Genomic DNA, 17,649 nt, shown 5'->3' on the forward strand with positions numbered 1-17,649 from the left:
CAAGTCAACCCAATTCGTCCACCAGGCCGGCACGCTCTGCTCGACGGGTCTGTAGTGTGCGGCAATGACAAGAAGCGAGCGGCTCGCGGAGCAGTTGGACTGGTACTGGCGCAAGAACCTGCGGCCACGGCTGGACGGTCTTACCGACGAGGAGTACTTCTGGGAGCCGGTGCGCGGCTGCTGGAGCATCCGCCCACGTGGCACGTCGGCCGCACCGATGTCGGCGGGTTCAGGGGAGTGGACGATGGACTTCGCGTCCCCTGCCCCGGAGCCGGCGCCGGTGACCACGATTGCCTGGCGGCTGGCGCACATCATCGTCTCGTGCCTGGCCTATCGGGTCGAATGGTACTTCGACGGCCAGGACTTCGACGCCGAGGCGTTCGCCTACGCGGGGACCGCTGACGAGGCGCTAAAACAGCTCGATGAGTTGTACGGGAGATGGAACGCGGGGGTCCGCGAACTCTCGGACGCTGACCTGGGCAATCCGCCCGCGATGGGTCCCGAGCCGTATCCCATGGAGAACAGGGTCCTGCACGTCAACAGGGAGCTGATCCATCACGGCGCCGAAATTTCCCTGCTGCGCGACCTCTACCGCTGGCAGGACGGAGCCGCGCCGCACCGAATATGAGCCGGGTGCGGTGAGCAGCAGTCGACCAGCCGCCCCCGCCAACCAAACCCCGCCGTTCGAATTCTGAGCTGGGCAAACGCCCAGACACCGCAAGTGGTCATGTCATGTTCAGCTCAGAAACAGGCACTCAGAACGCCGTGTAGCCGCCGTCCACGGGCAGGACGGCGCCGGTGATGTACGACGACTCCGGGCAGGCGAGGAAGAGGACCGCGTCGGCGATCTCCTCGGGTGTGGCGAGGCGGCCGATCGGGATCGAGTCTTCCCGGCTGCGACGGTAGGCGGCGGGATCGGGCCGTCGTTGGAACGCCGCCTCGATGACGGGTGTCATGGTCAGACCGGGCGCCACCACGTTGACGCGGATGCCGCGGTCCGCCCATTCGACGGCGGCGCCGCGCGCCAGCGCGATGAGGCCGCCCTTGGCCGCGGAGTACATGGTCTGGTTCGGCATACCGACCATGCCGAGCCGCGAGCTGACGCACACCATCGACGCCCCCGACTCCGGCGCGAGCGGCATCAGGTGCTTCATGACCAGGAACGCGCTCAGCAGGTTGCCGTGCAGCACCTCACGCGCGTCGTCGTAGCTCATGTCCTGCAGCGGACTGGACGCCTGGTGTCCGTGGCAGAGGACGACGACACCGACCTCTCCCAGGTGATCCGCCGCGCGGTCGGCGAGCGTCGAGACGAAGTCCTCGTCGTTGAGGTCCCCTGGCAGGTAGACGTCGCCCGCACTGCCGTCGGGGACCTCGGCTCGCCGTCCGGTGAGCAGGAGGTTGGCGCCCTCGCGGCGGAAATGGGAGGTGACCGCCCTGCCGATCCCGCTCGACGCACCCGTGATCACAGCATTGACATCGCGAAGTCTCATGTATGCCTCCTCGGCTGGCTGGGATCGACTGAGCGGAAGCCGTGAGGCCGTCACCTGCCGATGCTGTACACCTTGCGGATCGTCTCCTTGACGTCCCAGCGGCCGGACCAGCCCTTGGGCTGGACGATGACGTCACCGGCCGATATCTCGAAGGTCTCACCCGTCGCGGCGTCGGTGATGATCGCGCGGCCGCTCAGGATGTAGCAGGTCTCGGTGTCCTCGCGCTCCTCGACAGGCCACCCGCCGGGCTGGGACTCCCAGACGCCCGCCAGGACCGTCTCATCGGTGTCGAAGCGGAGACGGCCCAACTGCGGGTCGCCGGAGTCCGCACCAGGGCGCTGACCGATCGGCTCGAGATCCCCGGTGATCCTCGCGGCGGGAACGTGGACGAAAGCGGACATCAATGACTCCTCATCTCTAGGGATCGATTCCTCTACGGGGATCGACAGGAATGTGGGTGCCTCGGCCTTGCCTTCATCGCGGCCCGGCACCCAGGCGCGTCGTTATGCCACGGGGACGGCGATGTACTTGTATTCGAGGAATTCGCCGATGCCGACGGTGCCGCCTTCGCGGCCGAGGCCGGACTGCTTGATGCCGCCGAAGGGGGCTGCGGGGTTGGAGACGAGGCCGGTGTTGAGGCCGATCATGCCGCTTTCGAGGCGTTCGGCGACGCGCAGGGCGCGGTCGAGGTTCTGGGTGAACAGGTAGGCGGCCAGGCCGAATTCGGTGTTGTTGGCGGCGGTGATGGCCTGGTCCTCGGTGTCGAAGGTGAGGATGGCGGCGACGGGGCCGAAGACTTCGGTGTCGTTGATGGCGGCGTCGGGGGTGATGCCGGTGAGGACGGTGGGCGGGTAGAAGCAGCCGGGTCCTTCGGGGAGTTGGCCGCCGGTGAGGACGGTGGCGCCGCGCTTGACGGCGTCTTGGACGATGTCGTGGGCCTTGCTGCGGCCGGCGGTGTCGATGAGGGGGCCGACGTCGGTGCCGGGGTGGGTGCCGTCGCCGACTTTGAGCTGGGCCATGCGGGCGGTCAGGCGCTGGGCGAACTCGTCGGCGATGGAGGTGTGGACGTAGATGCGGTTGGCGGCGCAGCAGGATTCGCCCATGTTGCGCATCTTGGCGACCATGGTGCCCTCGACGGCGGTGTCGAGGTCGGCGTCGTCGAAGACGATGAGGGGGGCGTTGCCGCCCAGTTCCATGCTGGTGCGGATGACGGTGTCGGCGCACTGGGCGAGCAGGATCCGGCCGACCTGGGTGGAGCCGGTGAAGGACAGCTTGCGGATGGCGCCGCCGCGCAGGAGGGGTTCGACGACCCCGGCGGCGTCGGAGGTGACGACGATGTTGAGCACGCCGGCCGGCAGACCCGCTTCGGTGAGGATCTGTGCCAGGGCGAGGCTGGTCAGGGGGGTCTGGGGGGCGGGTTTGAGGATCATGGTGCAGCCGGCGGCGATGGCGGGGCCGATCTTGCGGGTGCCCATGGCCAGGGGGAAGTTCCAGGGGGTGATGAGCAGGCAGGGGCCGACGGGCTGGCGGGTGACCAGCAGGCGGTTCTTGCCGTCGGGGGCGGTCATCATGCCGCCGTCGATGCGGACGGCTTCTTCGGAGAACCAGCGGAAGAACTCGGCGCCGTAGGCGACTTCGGCGCGTGCCTCGGCCAGGGGCTTGCCCATCTCCAGGGTCATCAGCAGGGCGAGTTCTTCGGTGCGGGCGATGATGAGGTCGTAGGCGCGGCGCAGGATCTCGCTGCGCACGCGGGGTGGGGTGGCGGCCCAGGCGGGCTGGGCGGCGACCGCGGCCTCGGCGGCGCGGCGGCCGTCGGCGGGTGAGGCGTCGGCGACGCGGCACAGTTCCTCGCCGGTGGCGGGGTTGTCGACGGGCAGGGTCCGGCCGGACTCCGCGTCCTGCCAACTCCCCCCGATGAACAGCTGCTTGGGAACATCACGGACGACGGTCGTGGTCATGGCTGACTTCTCCTCGGAATGTGAAAAGGCGGGTGCTGTTGCCCCGTGTTTCGCGGACGGACGTCGCACCGCGTCCGGTTGGTGGGCACCACACCTGCGGCCCGGGGGAGGCAGCAGGTGTGGGCCGCTCTGGGTCGCTGGTCAGGCGAGGGGTTCCGTCGGCAGGAGGCCGCCTTGCTGGTTGCGGTGGCCACCCAGCTTGCGGACGAGGGCGACCAGGGCGAGGGCCAGGATGGCCAGGGCGATCAGGACGGCGCTGACGGCGGTGACGGTCGGATCGACGTCGAACTGCAGGGCGTTGTAGACGAGGACCGGCAGGGTGCGGGTGTCGGGGGTGGACAGGAACTGGGCGATGAAGAACTCGTCGAAGCTGGTGATGAAGGAGAACACCGCGGCGGCGATCAGGCCGGGGGTGGCCAGGGGGAAGGTGATGCGCCGGGCGATGGTCATCCGGCTCGCGCCCATGCTGGCGGCGGCGTCCTCCAGCCGCTCGTCGATGCCCTTGAGGGTGGAGATCATGATGAGGATCGCCACCGGCGAGGCCAGCACGGTGTGGCCCAGGGCGATGGCCAGGGGACTGCCGAGCATGCCGACCGGCTCGAAGAACAGGAACAACCCGAGCGCGATGACCACCTGCGGGATGAGCATGGGGGCCAGGACCAGTCCGTAGACGGCCGCGTGCAGGGGCAGCCGGCCACGGGCCAGGGCGGTCGCCGCGGTCACGCCCAGGATCAGGGAGAACACGGTGGTCAGTGCCGCGATGAGGCTGGACAGGGCGATGGAGGTGGCCCAGTTGCCGCCGGGTGCGGCCATCTGCTCGTACCAGCGGGTGCTGTAGTCCTTGGGCGGGAAGGTGCCGATGCCGTCGGCGCCGAAGGACGTGACCAGGATGATCACGATGGGCATCGCCAGGAACAGCAGGATGGCGGTGGCGCTCAGGGCCCGGCCGATGTGTCCGGCCCGGGTGGGGGGCAGTTCCATCATGAGCTGCCTCCTCGTGCTGCCGTCTTCTTCCGGCGGAGCTTGGCCAGGCCGAGGATGCCCAGGCCGGCGAAGGTGAGCAGGAGCAGGATGACGCCGAAGGCGGCGGCCGAGTTCCACTGGTCCTGCTTCATGACCTGCTGGTCGATCAGTGCGGCGACGACGGTCTGCTGGTCACCGCCCATCAGGGCGGGGGTGATGTAGTAGCCCAGGCAGAGGATGAAGCTCAGCAGCCCCGCCGTGCCGATACCCGGCGCGACCAGCGGCAGATACACCCTGACGAAGATCGTCCAACGGGAGGCACCGAACCCGGCGGCCGCGGCGAGCAGCCGACGGTCGACGCCCCGCATCACGCCCTGCAACACCAGGACGGTGTAGGGGAGCATCACCGAGGTGGTACCGATCACCACACCCGTCTCGTTGTAGAGCAGCGAGTACGGCGCGCCGGGCATGTCCATGGAGGTCAGCAGTGTGTTGATCAGGCCGTGTTCACCGAGCATGATGATCCAGCCGTAGGTGCGCACCAGGGCGCTGATGAAGTGCGGCACGACCACGATCAGCATGGCCAGTGCGGCGAAGACGGGCCGCATGCGGGCGATGGCGTGGGCCAGGACGAAGCCCACCAGCAGGCTGAGTACCGCGGTCTCCGCCGAGATGCGCAGGGTGGACATCAGCACGGACAGGTTCGCGCCGCTGAGGGCGTCGGTGTACCAGTGCAGGGTGAACCCGCCGCTGTCGCCCTTCAGGCTCAGCGAGAGCACGCCGACGATCGGGTAGACGAACAGCACGAGGAGGAACACCGTGACGGGGACGGCGTTGACCAGGGCGATGCGGGAGCGGTGTCCGCGCTTGGCGGACGTTTTCCTCACGGGCACCTTGGCGGGTGCGAGAGCGGTGCCGGCCATGACTCACCCCCCGTCCGTCTCGTCGAAGACACTGACGTCCTCACGGTCGGCGGTGACACACACCCGCTCGCCCGGGCGCGGCGGGGTGGCGGCGGTTTCGATGCGCAGTGGGGGTGTGCCGGGGGCGGCTCCGTCCAGGCGCACGGTGACGCGGGTCAGCGAACCGCAGTACACAGACGTCTCGACCGTGCCGGTACAGCAGCTCTCCTCGGCGCTGACCAGGCGGAGCTTGCTCGGCCGGACGGCGGCGCGGACCCGTTGGCCCGGAGCCAAGGCGTGCGCGCGGGCCTTGAGGACACCGCCGGTGTCCAGACGCACCGGGGTGCACCCGTCCTCGGTCGATTCCTCGACCTTGCCGGTGAGGAAGTTGGCGGCGCCCAGGAAGTCGGCGACGAAGGGAGAGGAGGGTCGTTCGAAGAGGCCGCGAGGGGTGTCGAACTGCTCGATGCGGCCGTCCTTCATGATGGCGATCCGGTCCGACATGACCAGGGCTTCCTCCTGGTCATGTGTCACATACACGACGGTCAGGCCGAGTTCGCGCTGGATGGACTTGATCTCGGTCTGCATCTGGTCGCGCAGCTTCTTGTCCAGCGCGCCCAGCGGTTCGTCCATCAGCACGATCGGGGGGCGGTAGACCAGGACCCGGCACAGCGCGACGCGCTGCTGCTGGCCGCCGGAGAGTTCGCGGGGCTTGCGGCCGGCGAACTTCGACAGCCCGGCCGCCTCCAGTGTCTCCCCGACCCGTCGGCGGATCTCCGTCTTCGACACGCCGCGCAGTTGCAGGGGGAAGGCGACGTTCTCCGTCACGGTCATGTGGGGGAAGAGCAGGTACTGCTGGAAGACGAAGCCGAAGTCGCGCTTGCCGGGGTTGAGGCGGGTGATGTCCCGGCCGTCGACGGCGATGGTGCCGGAGTCGGGCTCGGTGAACCCGGCCAGCATCATCAACGTCGTGGTCTTGCCCGAGCCGGAGGAGCCGAGGAAGGTGACGAACTCACCCGCCGCGATCTCCATGTCCACACCGTCGACCACCGTCGTCCCGCTGTAGGACTTGCGCAGCCCCTTCACCGACAGCGACCTGCCGGTCGGCGCGTTGGACCGTGGGGCCAGGACGGCGGCGAGGTCGTCTGCTGACAGCTGCCCGGTGTTGAGCGTATGGGTCGTCTCAGGCATCGGCCCACTCCTGCCAGCGCTTGGTGACGGCGTCACGGTTCTTGTCCCACCAGGCGACGTCGGCGTCGAAACCGACCTTCAGGTTCTGCGGCGAGGTCGGCAGCGTGGCCAGGACGTCCTCCGAGAGGAGCTTGATCGCGCCGGGAACGACCGGGCCACCGGGGTAGAGCTTGGCGAAGGCCGCCTGGACCTCGGGGCGCAGGGAGAAGTCGATCAGCTTGTAGGCGGCGTCCGGGTTGCTCGCGCCCTTGGGGATGCCCCAGCCGTTGGTGAGCCGTCGCGCGCCGTTCCACTGGTAGGCGACCGGCATGCCCTGCTTGATCAGCTCGTCCGCCCGGCCGCCGTACAGGCTGGTCGCGACGACTTCCTTGCGGCCGATCAGGACGGCCGGCAGGGCGCCGGTGTTCCAGAACTTCTTCACGCCGCCGCGGATCCGCGACATGGCCTTGAAGGCCCGGTCCACGTCCAGCGGGTAGAGCTTGTCCAGCGGCACACCGTCGGCCAGCAGCGCGAACTCCAGCTCCGGGATGTCGACCTCCGCGCTCTGCAGCGAACGCGGGCCGGGGAAGGCATCGGTGTTCCAGAAGTCCGCCCAGCTCTTCGGGGCGCGCTTCAGGCTGTCCGTGCGGTAGGCCATCAGGCTGCACCACACGTTCTTGCCGACCGCGTGCTCCGGCAGCTGGTGCTCCGGGATGCCGGCGCCCTTGACGCTCTTCAGCCGGTCGTGGTCCATCGGCTCCAGACAGTCCAGCCGGGCCATCTTCTGGAAGATCAGCAGCGAGTTGTCCATCAGGTCGACCTGCGGACGGCCCTGCTTGACCTGGGCGATGACCTGCGCCGACTGGTAGTTCACCGTCGTGACCGTGATGCCGGTCTCCTTGGTGAACGGCTCGTAGATCGCCTTCGTCAGAGCATCGTTGTAGGCGCCACCGCTGTTGCTGACGACGAGCCGCTTCTTACCGCCACCGCCCGACGAGGTGCGGCTCTCGCCGTTGCCCATGAGGTTGCCGCAGCCGGCCACCGTGGTGGCGGCAGCCAGGGCTCCTGCGGTGCGGAGTACGGTTCTGCGTCCTATCTGCTTGCCTTCCATGGCGGTGCCTCCTGGAGATCGCTGGGGATGCGGGAAATCCGTGATGCGGGGACATAGGTGTCCCGATGCGGGGGGCTTTTGGGGCGCCGGTAATCGGCGGAGGGAAACGCACGGGGCCCGAGGGGCCCGCCGAGCGAGACCCGGAGGAAAGAGAAGAAAGGGAGAATCTTCGGTGAAGCCGCACCGTAACCGTCACGAGGTAATCAGCGCGAGGTTCCTCGCTATCGATTTGATTACCGTCGCGCCCGCAGTGCAGAAGAGGCCGATTGCGGGGCAGGCCGGAGCTTCATCCCGCACGGCAGCGCGAATTGTGAGGCGCTCACGCCTTTCGCGGCGGTGCCATGCGGGACGGGTGTGAGCTGTGTATCAGATGCCGAGCATGGTGTTGAGGTCGTCCAGGGACTTCACCGTGACGTAGTCGTAGCCGTGGGTGACCGGGTCGTAGCCGCGGTCCAGCAGGACCAGGTTGCGGAAGCCCATGTCGTGCATCGGCATGTGGTCGTAGCGGGTGTGCGAGGCGACGTGCACGAAGTCCTCGGGGGACGCGTCGAGCTGGTCGAGCATGTACTCGAACGCGGCGTAGCGGGGCTTGTAGTAGCCGGCCTGCTCCGCGGTGAAGACCGCGTGGAAGTCCGCCCCGAGCCGGGGCACGCTCTCCTGGAGGAACGAGTCGTCGGCGTTGGAGAGGATGACCAGCTTGTAGTTCTCGCCCATCTTCTTCAGCGGCTCGGGCACGTCGGCGTGCGGGCCCCAGCTGCGCACGCCGTCGGCGAACCGCTTGCCGGCGTCGGGAGCGGCCTTGATGCCCCACTTGCGGCAGACCCGCTCGAAGGAGTCCTGCAGCACCTGCTCGTAGGGGTAGTAGTCGCCGCAGACCTGGTCGTAGCGGTAGCCGCGGAACTCCTTGACGAACTGGTCCCACTGCTCGGCCGGGATCTGGTCGCCCACGAGTTCCCGCGTGATGGGGGTCATCGGCCACTCGATCAGCGTGCCGTAGCAGTCGAACGAGACGTACTTCGGACGGAACTGCAGCGAGGGAATTCTGTTGCTCATGAGGTTGCTCCGATCTTCCTTTGTCGAAACGGGACAGTGGTGGGGTTCTCAGGCGTGCCCGTGCCGGGATTCCCTGAGTTGCGCGACGACGTCGTTCAGGCTTACGGCCAAGGCGCGCTCGATGTTGGTCCAGTCGTCCTTGGCGTGAGCGAGGAGGTACTCGCGCCGTTCGGGTGCGCGCTCCGCTCGCCAGTTGGCGAGGAGCGCGCGCAGGGTGAGGCGTGCCAGTGCGGCGACGGGGAGCAGGGGAAGCTCCGAAGCCCTGATCGGCCGCTCCCGCTGGTAGCCGGCCAGGAAGGCGCGGGCGTCCCGCCAGGGCTGTTCCGGCGTCCGGCCGAGCAGGTTCGCCATGGGCACGGCGGGGTCGAAGATCACCGCGCTGCGCACGGTGTCGCCGAAGTCGATGACACCGGTGACGAAGTGTTCCTCGCTGCCGGGGTCCACCACGACGTTGTAGGGGCTGAAATCGCCGTGGATCACCTGCGTCTCGAGAACGCCCAGCTTCGGGACGACGGTCTCGTCGAAGTTCCAGAAGACCTCTCGGGCCAATCGGCGGTGCTCGGGGTCCGGTGTGTACTGGACGAGGCCGGTCAGCTGGTGGAAGTGGCGGATGTCCCACACCAGACCGCGTCCGGCCGCCGGATGCGTGAACGCGTTCAGCGCCACGTCGATCCGTCCCAGCATCTCGCCTGCCTTGGCGAGCTGCTCGGCGTCCGGGTTCGTCTGGGCCAGGACGGGGCCTTCGACGAAGTCGAACACCCGCAGGATCCGTCGTCTGCCGTCGTTCAGCAGGATGGCCACGCTGTCGTCCCCGCCGGCGGTCAGCCTCACCCGCTGGACCGGCAACTGCGGGGCGGTGCGTTCGAGGTAGCGCATCGCGGCGGTCTGGAGGTCGACGACCTCCTCCGCCTCGTCCGGCGGTGAGACCTTCACGAGGTGGTCGCCCGCGTCGGTCCGGAGCCTGAACGTGTCGTCCTTCTCGGTCGCCAGCCGCTCCAGCCGCCCGCCCAGGCGGTAGTGCCTCTCGAGGAAGATGCTCACCAGCACCGCGTCGATGGGCTCGTGGGACGCCACCAGGCCGCTCTCCTCGAGGAGGCGTTGTGCATGGTTCGAAGCCGGTGAGGTGTTCACGGTCAGTCCCTTCGGGGGCGTCCTGCTGCTACAGGCGGTTTTTCGCGACTTCGGCGAAGGTCTCCAGGAAGCGGGTGACGTCGGCGGAGTCGAAGGCCAGCGGGGGGCGGATCTTGAGGGTGTTCGCCGACCGGCCCGTGCCGTTGATCAGGATCCGGCGGTCCCGCATGTCGTTGATGACGTCCTCGGTCAGCAAGCGGTCCGGCTCGAGGGTGTCCCGGTCCTTGACGATCTCCACGCCGACGTACAGGCCGGCACCGCGCACTTCGGCGACGAAGGGGGAGTCCTTGGTGATCTCCCGCAGCCCGGCGCGCAGAGCGTTGCCGCACTCCAGGACGCGCTGCTGCACGTTCTCCTTCTCCAGGACGTCCAGCACGGCGGCGCCGGCGGCCACGGGGATCGAGCTGCCGCCGAAGGTGTTGAAGTAGCGGACGTTGCGTCCGAACTCCTCACAGACCTCGGGACGGAAGACGACACCGGAGATCGGCATCCCGTTGCCCATCGGCTTGCCCATGGTCACGATGTCCGGCAGCACGCCGTGGCGGGTGAACCCCCACATCGACTCCCCGAGCCGGGCGAAACCGGACTGGACCTCGTCCGCGATGTAGACACCGCCGGCCGCGTGCACCTCCTCCACCACACCCGGCATGTAGCCGGGCGGGTCCGTGAAGATGCCGTCGCTGGTGTAGGCGCAGTCGGTGATCAGGGCGGCGAGCCGGAAGCCGTGGCGCTCCAGGTCCTCGATCGCGCCGCGCACCTGCTGCCGCATGTGCTCGGCGAGCGTGGTCCCCGGGGCGGCGAGGCGCGGGTCCGGCGGGTCGATCAGCCGCACGTTCGGACCGAGCGGTGAGCCGGCGCCCAGGTGCGGGGAGAAGCTCGCCACCTCGCGGGTGATGCCGTGGTAGGCCCAGCGGGTGACGATGATGCCCTCGCCGCCCGTGTGGAACCGAGCCACCCGCACCGCCAGGTCGTTCGCCTCCGAGCCGCTGCACGCGATGCTCAGCTTCGACAGTTCCTCGGGGAAGGTCGCGAGCAGCCGCTCCGCGTAGTCGACCAGGGCTTCCTGGACGTAGCGCGTGTTGGTGTTGACCGCCTTCATCTGGCGGGCGACGGCCTCGGCCACGTGCGGGTGGGCGTGCCCGACGCACGGGACGTTGTTGTAGGCGTCCAGGTAGTCGTTGCCGTCGCGGTCGATCAGGTGGGCCCCGTGACCGGAGACGAACTCGACCGGCTCCTTGTAGATGAGGGTGTAGCCGGGGCCGAGGACCCTGTTGCGGCGCCGGATCGTCTCCTGGAGGTGTTCGGGGAGCTCGCTCAGTACCCCGGGATCGAACCGGTTGGGGTAGTTGGCGATCGCCCGACTAAGCGTCGAAGTCATCTGCAGGCACACCTTCAGTCTGTTCTCGTCGAGGTTTGCTCGCTGCTGTGGCTGAGACCATACCATCGTTCGTTCCAGTTCCAACCTGAAACTAGAAACTTTTTTGGCTGACTTCACGGAGGATCCGAGGGTCAGGTTCCGCGGGTGCCAACTCGCCTATCCAGTAGTGGAATTGGGCGACGGCAGGGCTGTCTTGCGGGTCGCCCGCGATGCGTGCGTGATCGCTCAGCGGGTGACGTCCACTGCCTCGGTCATGAGGCGTCTTCCGGACGTTCGGCGGCGGGGTCGAGGAGTTCCGCGAGGTGCAGGGCGCGGATGTCCCGGTCTCCGGCGAGGTGGTCGATCTGGGTGGCGCAGCTGAAGCCGTCGGCGACGACGGGGCGTCCGTCGAGGTGGTCGATGCGGGGTTTGAGGGCCAGATCGGCGACGGCCATCGACGTTTCGTAGTGCTCGGCCTCGAAGCCGAAGTTCCCGGCGAGTCCGCAGCAGCCCTCGGCCTCGTCCACCTCGCGCACGCCGAGTCGGCGCAGGAGGTCGGCGGGGCGGCGGCCCTTGAAGGTGGCGTACTCGTGGCAGTGAGTCTGGAGGACGACGTTCTCGGGCAGCGGTGGCGGGCTCCAGTCCTGATCGGCGAGATCCGTGAGGGCCCCGGTGAAAGTCTGGACGCGGCTCGCCACGCGCTGGGCGGCCTCGGTGCCGAGCAGTTCGGGGACGTCACGTTTCAACGCTGCCGCACAGCTCGGCTCGGCCACGATGATCGGCCGGTCGTCACCGTCGTCGAGCGCGGCGACCGTGCGGGCCATGATCTGGCGGGCGACGTTCAGCTGGCCGGTGCTGACCCAGGTCAGCCCACAGCACAGTCCCTCCTGCGGCGCGCAGGGGATACCGGCGTCGGCCAGCACCCGGCTCGCGGCTCCCGCGATCTCGGGTCGGAAGGCGCGGGTGAAGCTGTCGACGAACAGCACGGCCTTCGCGGGCCCGGGGGCCTGGGCCGCGCGCAGGATCCTGCGCAGGGCGCGGCGGGAGGCGAAGGCGGGGATTCGCCGCTTGGTCGTGACGCCGCCCAGGCGGGCCAGGAGTTTGCCGAGCGGCCCGCGCAGCAGGGCGTTGACCGGCCGGGCGGCGTATCCGGCCAGGGCGGAGGTTTTGGGCAGCCAGCCCAGTGAGTAGTGGGAACGGGGGCGCAGGCGGCCCTTGTAGTGCTGGTGGAGGAACTCCGCCTTGTAGGTGGCCATGTCGACGCCGACCGGGCAGTCGCTGGAGCAGGCCTTGCACGACAGGCACAGATCGAGGGCATCGCGCACTTCGGTCGAGCGCCAGGCGTCCTTGATCGTCTCGCCGCGGACCATCTCCTGGAGCATGCGGGCCCGGCCGCGGGTGGAGGCGTTCTCCTCGCCCGTGGCCCGGTAGCTGGGGCACATCACCCCGCCCGCGTCACTGCGGCACCGCCCCACACCGACGCAGCGGCGTACGGCGCCGGCGAAACCGTCCTCGTCGTGCGGGAAACCGAACGCCGTGTCCAACACTGGCAGTTCACGCAGCGCGAGGTCGGCGTCCAAGGGCGCGGGGTCGACGATCACGCCCGGGTTGAGCAGCCCCTCGGGGTCAAAAACCTGTTTGAACGCGGCGAACAGGCCGATCATGCGGTGGCTGTACATCACCTGGAGCAGTTCGCTGCGGGCGCGTCCGTCACCGTGCTCGCCCGACAGCGTGCCGCCGTGCCCGACGACCAGGGCGGCGGCTTCGGTGAGGAACCGGCGCATGACCGCCCGCCCCGCCTCCGTCGCCGGGTCGAAGTCGATGCGCACGTGGACGCAGCCGGCGCCGAAGTGCCCGTACAGCACACCGGTCAGCTGGTGCGTGGCCAGCAGCTTGCGGAAGTCGCGCAGGTAGGCGGCCAGGTGCTCCGGGGCGACGGCCGCGTCCTCCCAGCCGGGCCAGGACTCGCCGCCGTCCACGAGCCGGGCGGCCAGCCCGGCCCCGTCCTCACGCACCCGCCACAGCGCACGCCGCTCCGCCGGGCTCTCCACGACCCGGCCGCCCGTCATCCGCCCCCTCGCCTTGAGCACATCCAGCAGCTCAGCGGCCCGAGCGTTGACCACTGCCGGGTCGTCGCCTTCCAGCTCGACATACAGCCAGGCCCGCCCCTCGGGCAGCCCGGTGACGGAATCGGGGCCGCGGCGGGCACGCATGGTGGCCACGATCGCCTCGTCCATGCCCTCCACCGCGCTGGGCGAGAAGCGCAGGATCTCCGGCACGTCCTCGGCCGCCTCGACCACGTCCTCGTAGCCCAGCGTCAGCAGCGCGGATGCCTGTGCGGCCGCCACCAGGCGGACCGTCGCGGCGGTGACGACCGCACAGGAGCCCTCCGTGCCCACCAGAGCACGAGCCACATCGAAGCCGTTCTCCGGCAGCAGGTGCTGCAACTGGAAACCCGACACCTGACGAGGGATCCGGCCCAGCTCGGTACGGATCGGCGCCAGATTGTCCTCGACCAACCGCCTGAGGTCGGATTCCAGGCGCGCGATGACCTCGCCGTCACCAGGGTCCACCGGATGCAGCCCCGTGTGGTCGGCCACGGCCCGCACACCGTCCGCCGTCACGATCTCCAGGGCCTCGACGTGGCCGCTGGTCCGCCCGTCGCGCACCGACCGGTTGCCGCACGCGTCGTTGCCGATCATGCCGCCGAGGGTGCAGCGGCTGTGCGAGGACGGATCCGGCCCGAAATCCAGCCCGTGCAACGCGGTCGCGCCGCGCAGCGCGTCCAGGACGACACCGGCCTCGACCCGCGCCGTACGGGCCTCGACGTCGATGTCCAGGATCCGGTTCATGTACCGGGAGAAATCCAGCACCACCCCCGGCCCGACCGCGTTGCCGGCCATGCTCGTGCCACCACCCCGGGCCGTGACCGGGATGCCCGTCTCCCGGCAGGCCCGCACCACCGCCACCACATCGTCGGCGGTACGCGGGAAGACCACGGCCTGCGGCGGGACACGGTAGTTGGAGGCGTCGTAGGCGTAGGGTCCCGTCGCTCCCGGGCCGGTCTCCACCCGCAGACCGGGCGCGATCTCGGCGAGCCGGACGACCAAGGACGTGACGGCGGCCGTCATCACTCCGCCGCCCTTGGCAGGCCCGCTGCCCGCGAGGCGACGACGCGGAGGATCTCTCGGACGGTACGGAGCACCTCACGGCGCTCCACGCATGTGCTGCGCATCTCTGTCCCGCGCCTACTTGATGACGTCGAGGAACTTGTAGAAGCCGCCCGCGAAGGGCAGGAACCAGGGCGGGCCGAAGTGGCCGGGGATCCGCTTGAAGGGCAGGTCGGCCCAGGGGTTGGCGCCGGTGTCACCGTTCATGTACTCGGCCATCTGCTTGCCCATGTGGGTCGCCATCTGGACGCCGTGGCCGGAGTAGCCGAGGGAGTAGAACAGCCCGTCCTGCTCACCGGCGTGGACCATGCGGTCCATGCTCATGTCGACCAGGCCGCCCCAGCAGTAGTCGACGCGCGTGTTCGTGAGCTGCGGGAAGACCTCGGTCATCGCCTTGTGCAGGATGCGGCCGCTCTTGGCGTCCGACTGCTGGTTCGACATCGCGAAGCGGGCGCGGCCGCCGAACAGCAGCCGGTGGTCCGGGGTGATGCGGAAGTAGTTCAGCAGGTTCAGGGACGTCGATGCCATCCGCCGGTTCGGCAGCAGCAGGTCGCAGACGTCCTCGCCCAGCGGTTCGGTCACGATGATGAAGCTGCCGACCGGCGCGATCCTGACCTGCTGCCAGCGGAACGGCCGGCGGGTGTGGCCGCTGGTCGCGACGAGCACCTGGTCGGCCTGGACGCTGCCGCGCGGCGTGACCAGCTCGTGCTTCGTGCCGCTCAGGCGCCGGACCTGCTCGACCGGGGCCTTCTCATGGATGGTGGCGCCTGCCCGGACGGCGGCCTCGGCGAGTCCCTTGGTGAACTTGCCGACGTGCAGTCCGGCGCTCCTGGCGTCGACCATGCCGCCGTGGTAACAGTCGGAGCCGATCTCGGTGTGAAGCTCGCTCTTGGAGATCAGCCGCGTCTCGATCCCGAGCTTGCCGGACATGATCTCGTGGGTCTTGCGCAGCCCCTCGAAGTGGGCCGGCTTGGACGCCAGGTTCAGCTTGCCCGTGCGGGCGAAGTCGCAGTCGATGTTCTCTTCCTTGACGAGGTTCTCGATGGTGTCGACCGCGTCGTGGTAGGCGAGCAGGTACTGCTTGGCGGTGTCGAAGCCGTAGCGGTCGATGGCGGAGCGGAATCCGATCGACATGCCGAGGGTGGCCATGCCGCCGTTGCGCCCCGACGCGCCGAATCCGACGGTCTCCTTCTCGAAGACGTGCACGTCGGCGCCCTTGCGCGCCAGGTGCAGCGCCGCAGAGAGGCCGGTCAGGCCGGCTCCGATGATCGCCACGTCGACCCGGCCGCCGATCTGGGTCCGGGACCGGTCAGGACCCTGGGGCGCGGTGTCGAGCCAGTAGGGGGTGAACTTCATGTCGCTGCTCTCTCTCCTGCCAGTGCCGTCAGCCGCTCTGGACGCACCCGCGTCGGCTTGCCGGGGTATGTCGTCTCAGGGATCGCGGTCGCCGTTCGACGACGCTGATCTGCCGGGTGTCGGAACGTGCTCGCTGCTGCGCTCAGACCATAACACCTTTCGTTCCAGTTCCAACCTGAAACAAGGAATATTTTGACGGACGACGTGGCCCGGGGTCTGGTGCTGGGCTGGTCAGGGCGTGCTCGTCGCGGCCCGCGAAGTGCCGCTTCTGTCGGATAGCGCCTCAATCTAGACGCCGCCCCGGCGAGCGACCAGCGTCGTGCGCGAGGGAGTGTCCCTCCGGAGCGCGCGGGCCGAGAGCGCCCTGACCAGCGAAAGGCCGTTGATCGTGGGTGGTACGCTCCCCGGCATGCGGTCAACTGGCCCTGTGCGCGGGGCGATCCGCCCGGAGACGTCGACGACGTTCCGGCGGCCGGCCGCAGAGGGGGCCACCGTCTGATCGATGCTCGCTGCCGCCAGTCAATTGGTCATCGACCCCAGCCTCCTGGCCCCCGCCGCACCGCGGCGATCAGGGCACGGAGTGCTTCGGGGACCCTGCGGAGTGCATCACAGATGAGCCGAGAACGGTCCGGCACCGCGCAAGACGCGGGCAAGAGCCCCCTCCCGCCCACCGAGGCGAAAGCGACGGACACGCGGGAACGGTCTCCGGTCCCCGCCCCACAGCCCAGGATCATCACGCCCAGGCCGGTCCCCGTCCGGCCGGCGTACCGGTCTCGCTATGGTCAGCACGTGACCACCAACCCGACCTCTCGCGACCACAACAAGGCGTCGGTCCTCGACGTTCTCCTCTCCCACGCGCCCCTGACCCGGAACCAGCTCATCGAGCTGACGGGTCTGAGCAAGGCCACGGTGTCCCGAGCGGTGGAGGAGCTCCGGGCCGACGGCTTCGTCGTCGACGGCGGGGTCGACGAGGTCACGGGCCGCGGCCGCCGGTCCACGTATCTGGATCTGCCCGGCACGACCGGGCACGTCGTCGGGATCAGCTTCGGCATCCAGACGACCGGTGTCGTCGTGGCCGACCTCAGGGGCCGCGAGATCCAGCACATGACGGTTCCCACCCCCGACCACCAGGACGTCGGGGAAGCGGCCCGATGGCTGGTCGATCTGGTCGACCGGACCGCGGCGTCCGCCCAGGGCCCCCTGCGTCAACTCGTCGCCGCCGTGCCCGGCCGGGTCCGGGACGGCAAGGAGATCTTCGGCCCGGCGGAGTCGATGAGGATCTTCGCGGGCTCCGGCCTCCACCGGGCCATCGAGGAGCTGGTCGACGCCCCCGTGCTCCTCGACAGCGACGCCAACGCGTCCCTGCTCGGGATCCTCACCAACGACGCCACCGTCACCAACGCCGCGCTCTTCAGCGTCAGCACCATGCTCAACTTCGCCAGCTGCACCGATCACGAGCTCGCCCACGGGAGCACGCCCACCTTCGGCGACATCGGAGTGCTCTCCTCCGGGACCGGCGACGACATCCTCGACGAGCTGCTGAGCACCCGGGGGCTCCTCCGCTTCGCCCGTAAGCGGGGGCTCGACCTGGAGCGCGTCGAGGACCTCTGGGAGGGACCGCACGACGCGGCAGCGCGCGCCCAGGTGCTCGAGGCGTTCACCACGGCGATCGTGACCGCCGTCAGCGTCGTCGCCGTGACGCTGGACCCGGAGTCCGTCTACTTCGTGGGCCGCCTCAGTCCGCTCGTCGACGAGGTGCTGCCCGAGGCGCGCCGTCGACTCGACCGGAACCTTCCGGCGGTCCCGGAGATCAGGACGGTGCCGCACCTGATCGGCCTCTCGACGGCACGAGGCGCGGTGTACGCGTGCCTGACGATGGCCCACGAACGGCTGCGCGACGCCGTACTCGGAGCACGGCGCCAGAGCCAGGCCGCCGAGCAGTCCGCACCGGCCTTCTGAGGCGACTCCGGGCGGGACGGCCGAGAGCC

The 17,649-nt window shown here is 69.1% G+C and carries 14 protein-coding genes; 2 read left to right on the plus strand and 12 right to left on the minus strand.

Features of this window, described 5'->3' with window-relative positions:
- Positions 1-64: 64 nt before the first annotated feature.
- A complete protein-coding gene (locus C1703_RS32950) occupies positions 65-628 on the plus strand; it encodes a DinB family protein (protein WP_114256256.1) in 564 nt (187 codons plus the stop codon).
- 127 nt (positions 629-755) lie between these two features.
- On the opposite strand, the gene C1703_RS32955 is transcribed toward C1703_RS32950, so the two are convergent.
- The 12 genes from C1703_RS32955 to C1703_RS33010 form a co-directional block, all read right to left on the minus strand.
- Positions 756-1,490 carry an SDR family NAD(P)-dependent oxidoreductase gene (locus C1703_RS32955; RefSeq protein WP_114256257.1) on the minus strand — a complete coding sequence of 245 codons (735 nt, stop codon included), beginning with the start codon at positions 1,488-1,490 and terminating at the stop codon, positions 756-758.
- 50 nt (positions 1,491-1,540) lie between these two features.
- On the minus strand, positions 1,541-1,891 hold the full coding sequence (locus C1703_RS32960) for a cupin domain-containing protein (RefSeq protein WP_114256258.1): 351 nt from the start codon (positions 1,889-1,891) through the stop codon (positions 1,541-1,543).
- Positions 1,892-1,993: 102 nt separating this feature from the next.
- Positions 1,994-3,448: an NAD-dependent succinate-semialdehyde dehydrogenase gene (locus tag C1703_RS32965; protein ID WP_114256259.1), complete on the minus strand. Its 1,455-nt coding sequence runs from the start codon at positions 3,446-3,448 to the stop codon at positions 1,994-1,996.
- Between the two features lie 141 nt (positions 3,449-3,589).
- Positions 3,590-4,432, minus strand: coding sequence for an ABC transporter permease (locus C1703_RS32970; protein ID WP_232840666.1), 843 nt, complete (start codon positions 4,430-4,432; stop codon positions 3,590-3,592).
- The gene (locus C1703_RS32975) at positions 4,429-5,334 is read right to left on the minus strand and encodes an ABC transporter permease (protein ID WP_114256261.1); all 906 of its coding nucleotides are present in this window, start codon (positions 5,332-5,334) and stop codon (positions 4,429-4,431) included. The genes C1703_RS32970 and C1703_RS32975 overlap by 4 nt, the downstream gene beginning before the upstream one ends.
- Positions 5,335-5,337: 3 nt before the next feature.
- Positions 5,338-6,504, minus strand: coding sequence for an ABC transporter ATP-binding protein (locus tag C1703_RS32980; RefSeq protein WP_232840667.1), 1,167 nt, complete (start codon positions 6,502-6,504; stop codon positions 5,338-5,340).
- Positions 6,497-7,594 carry an ABC transporter substrate-binding protein gene (locus C1703_RS32985; protein ID WP_198678337.1) on the minus strand — a complete coding sequence of 366 codons (1,098 nt, stop codon included), beginning with the start codon at positions 7,592-7,594 and terminating at the stop codon, positions 6,497-6,499. Before C1703_RS32985 ends, C1703_RS32980 begins: the two co-directional genes overlap by 8 nt.
- Positions 7,595-7,960: 366 nt before the next feature.
- Positions 7,961-8,647 carry a haloacid dehalogenase type II gene (locus C1703_RS32990; protein WP_114256262.1) on the minus strand — a complete coding sequence of 229 codons (687 nt, stop codon included), beginning with the start codon at positions 8,645-8,647 and terminating at the stop codon, positions 7,961-7,963.
- Positions 8,648-8,695: 48 nt separating this feature from the next.
- Positions 8,696-9,721: a phosphotransferase gene (locus C1703_RS32995; RefSeq protein WP_232840668.1), complete on the minus strand. Its 1,026-nt coding sequence runs from the start codon at positions 9,719-9,721 to the stop codon at positions 8,696-8,698.
- An 85-nt stretch (positions 9,722-9,806) separates the two neighbouring features.
- Positions 9,807-11,156, minus strand: a complete 1,350-nt coding sequence (locus C1703_RS33000) for an aminotransferase class III-fold pyridoxal phosphate-dependent enzyme (RefSeq protein WP_114256264.1) — start codon at positions 11,154-11,156, stop codon at positions 9,807-9,809.
- 251 nt (positions 11,157-11,407) lie between these two features.
- Positions 11,408-14,266: an FAD-binding and (Fe-S)-binding domain-containing protein gene (locus C1703_RS33005; RefSeq protein ID WP_114256265.1), complete on the minus strand. Its 2,859-nt coding sequence runs from the start codon at positions 14,264-14,266 to the stop codon at positions 11,408-11,410.
- Between the two features lie 117 nt (positions 14,267-14,383).
- Complete coding sequence (locus C1703_RS33010) at positions 14,384-15,661, minus strand: FAD-binding oxidoreductase (protein WP_114256266.1); 1,278 nt, start codon at positions 15,659-15,661, stop codon at positions 14,384-14,386.
- 789 nt (positions 15,662-16,450) lie between these two features.
- Between C1703_RS33010 and C1703_RS33015 the strand changes: the two genes are divergently transcribed.
- Positions 16,451-17,620 (plus strand): ROK family transcriptional regulator, encoded by a 1,170-nt coding sequence (locus C1703_RS33015; protein ID WP_114256267.1) that lies wholly within the window; start codon positions 16,451-16,453, stop codon positions 17,618-17,620.
- The last annotated feature ends 29 nt before the right edge of the window (positions 17,621-17,649 follow it).

This window comes from Streptomyces sp. Go-475 (assembly GCF_003330845.1).
GTDB lineage: Bacteria > Actinomycetota > Actinomycetes > Streptomycetales > Streptomycetaceae > Streptomyces.

What these genes read in the sequence shown, in the direction of transcription:
- C1703_RS32950 (WP_114256256.1), top strand. Translation starts at nt 65, where the DNA reads ATGACAAGAAGCGAGCGGCTCGCGGAGCAGTTGGACTGGTACTGGCGC.
- C1703_RS32955 (WP_114256257.1), bottom strand. Translation starts at nt 1,490, where the DNA reads ATGAGACTTCGCGATGTCAATGCTGTGATCACGGGTGCGTCGAGCGGG.
- C1703_RS32960 (WP_114256258.1), bottom strand. Translation starts at nt 1,891, where the DNA reads ATGTCCGCTTTCGTCCACGTTCCCGCCGCGAGGATCACCGGGGATCTC.
- C1703_RS32965 (WP_114256259.1), bottom strand. Translation starts at nt 3,448, where the DNA reads ATGACCACGACCGTCGTCCGTGATGTTCCCAAGCAGCTGTTCATCGGG.
- C1703_RS32970 (WP_232840666.1), bottom strand. Translation starts at nt 4,432, where the DNA reads ATGATGGAACTGCCCCCCACCCGGGCCGGACACATCGGCCGGGCCCTG.
- C1703_RS32975 (WP_114256261.1), bottom strand. Translation starts at nt 5,334, where the DNA reads ATGGCCGGCACCGCTCTCGCACCCGCCAAGGTGCCCGTGAGGAAAACG.
- C1703_RS32980 (WP_232840667.1), bottom strand. Translation starts at nt 6,504, where the DNA reads ATGCCTGAGACGACCCATACGCTCAACACCGGGCAGCTGTCAGCAGAC.
- C1703_RS32985 (WP_198678337.1), bottom strand. Translation starts at nt 7,594, where the DNA reads ATGGAAGGCAAGCAGATAGGACGCAGAACCGTACTCCGCACCGCAGGA.
- C1703_RS32990 (WP_114256262.1), bottom strand. Translation starts at nt 8,647, where the DNA reads ATGAGCAACAGAATTCCCTCGCTGCAGTTCCGTCCGAAGTACGTCTCG.
- C1703_RS33000 (WP_114256264.1), bottom strand. Translation starts at nt 11,156, where the DNA reads ATGACTTCGACGCTTAGTCGGGCGATCGCCAACTACCCCAACCGGTTC.
- C1703_RS33005 (WP_114256265.1), bottom strand. Translation starts at nt 14,266, where the DNA reads ATGACGGCCGCCGTCACGTCCTTGGTCGTCCGGCTCGCCGAGATCGCG.
- C1703_RS33010 (WP_114256266.1), bottom strand. Translation starts at nt 15,661, where the DNA reads ATGAAGTTCACCCCCTACTGGCTCGACACCGCGCCCCAGGGTCCTGAC.